The organism is Microcoleus sp. MOSTC5 (assembly GCF_036701825.1).
GTDB classification, from domain to species: Bacteria; Cyanobacteriota; Cyanobacteriia; order Cyanobacteriales; family Microcoleaceae; genus Microcoleus; species Microcoleus asticus.
Map to the genome: position 1 here is coordinate 1 of NZ_JAUBRK010000167.1, position 1,591 is coordinate 1,591.

Sequence of the window (1,591 nt, forward strand, 5' to 3'; positions counted from 1 at the left end):
AAATAGTTGTCTGTGCTGGCAGCGCTGGGAGCTGCATTGCTGGGATTGCCCAGGAGCAAGTTGCGGTTGTTGGTTGCTGAAGCTACGGGATTTTGCGCTGTGGGTGCAGGTTTTTGCTTTGGCTTTTCGATCCCTGGTTTACGGGAAACTCGCGGTAGTGAAGATGGCGGGGCTGATGTCAGATTGCAGCCAGCCATCATCCCCAAAATCAGAGCGATCGCCCCCAACTGCCGTATTTTCTTCATGCTGCACCGCTCCCTTACGAGTCCAGTGCCAGCTTACCAACATATGCACCCAACATTCCAGGAACTCAAGAATGCAGCGATTGACGGGAAAGGTAACTGCTGCACATAAGAGAAAAAAGTCGCAACATTCAAACATACAACCATTCAAATGTTCAAACGTTTAAATGGTTGTATTGGCACTAAGCTGCTGGAGGTATTGAGCGACGGACTTTTCAACCAGCTCGCTGATTTCTTCACCTGACTGTGCGGCAGCAGATTTGAGGTCGCGGTGCATTTGTTTGGGCAGGTAAACAGTAGCCCTGACAAAGTTTGGGTCTTTGCTTTTGGGTAATGCCGGAGTTGGTGCAGGTTCGAGATCGGGTTCGCCTGGTTTGAGTTTCTTCGCCTTCAGTAAATCATCAAAGCGGCTCATGGCAATATCTCCTTGCCGACAGCGGCATAACAACCCCAAGCAGCTTTGGCGTAAGGGTCTTTGATAGCGTTTACAGGAACCCCGGCGAGGGCAGCTTTTTGAAATACTGCTAGCCGCCTGATCTCAGCTTTGAATATCGGCAACTGGGCTTTCTCGATCGTTCTCCGAGACTCAATCCCGACTTTACTAGGAGCAGGTGGGATGAGGGTGAGCAAAATGCGGTAATTCGATTTTAGGGAATGCAGAGCTTCCACCATTTGCACCATCGCGCTCAGGGCCATCGCATCGGGAGAACTCGGTAATATCAGCAAATCGCACCCTTCAGCTACAGTTTTGAGTTCGTCGGGGTTTGGTCGAGCCGGCGTGTCTATCACGATGTGCTCGTAATCTCTGGCAAAGCGAACTCCTTGCTTTTCATCCACTACTTTGAACGGGAGGGAACCCCGCGCAGCCCAATCCAAAGCACTGCGGTTGAGGTCGCCGTCTACCAAAAGCGTGGGCGCTTTGGTTTGCAGGTAAGCCGCCAAGTGCAGTGCTGTAGTTGTCTTGCCGACTCCGCCCTTGAATGAGGCGATTGTCACGATCATAGGTTTATCGATACGTTGATTAACTCAACTTTACCTCTTAATCATCTAAATGTCTAGACATTTAAATGGTTGAACGTTTAAAATAATGCCGTATCTAGCCAGTTATAGGGCGGGTTGGCTCGGCTAATTAACGATAACAACGTAGCGTTCGGTTGTAGGCGATGAGAGGCGGTGGATCTTCCCACAAATCAAAGCAGCTACATTGTTCTACCTCAATCTGGATTCGGATGGTAAAAGTTGCCCTTTTTGTGCCATGCTCTTGAACCAGGATCTCGCCGTTTGCTCCATTCAACAAAGGAACTGCTGCCTTTAGCAGCAGCAGTTTCAATAGTTTCGGCACTTACTCC

General features: G+C 49.7%; 3 protein-coding genes. All 3 read right to left on the bottom strand.

All coding sequences use genetic code 11. The annotated features are described in order from the left end of the window. The coding region (locus QUA54_RS34135) for a hypothetical protein (protein ID WP_333419454.1) at positions 1-245 on the bottom strand (245 nt) is incomplete at its 3' end. Between the two features lie 160 nt (positions 246-405). Continuing rightward, a complete protein-coding gene (locus QUA54_RS34140) occupies positions 406-657 on the bottom strand; it encodes a CopG family transcriptional regulator (protein WP_333184716.1) in 252 nt (83 codons plus the stop codon). Then, complete coding sequence (locus QUA54_RS34145) at positions 654-1,244, bottom strand: ParA family protein (RefSeq protein ID WP_333184713.1); 591 nt, start codon at positions 1,242-1,244, stop codon at positions 654-656. Before QUA54_RS34145 ends, QUA54_RS34140 begins: the two co-directional genes overlap by 4 nt. Between the last annotated feature and the right edge of the window lie 347 nt (positions 1,245-1,591).

Bases quoted from the DNA above. Each gene is read 5' to 3' on its own strand.
- QUA54_RS34140 (WP_333184716.1), bottom strand. From the start codon at position 657: ATGAGCCGCTTTGATGATTTACTGAAGGCGAAGAAACTCAAACCAGGC.
- QUA54_RS34145 (WP_333184713.1), bottom strand. From the start codon at position 1,244: ATGATCGTGACAATCGCCTCATTCAAGGGCGGAGTCGGCAAGACAACT.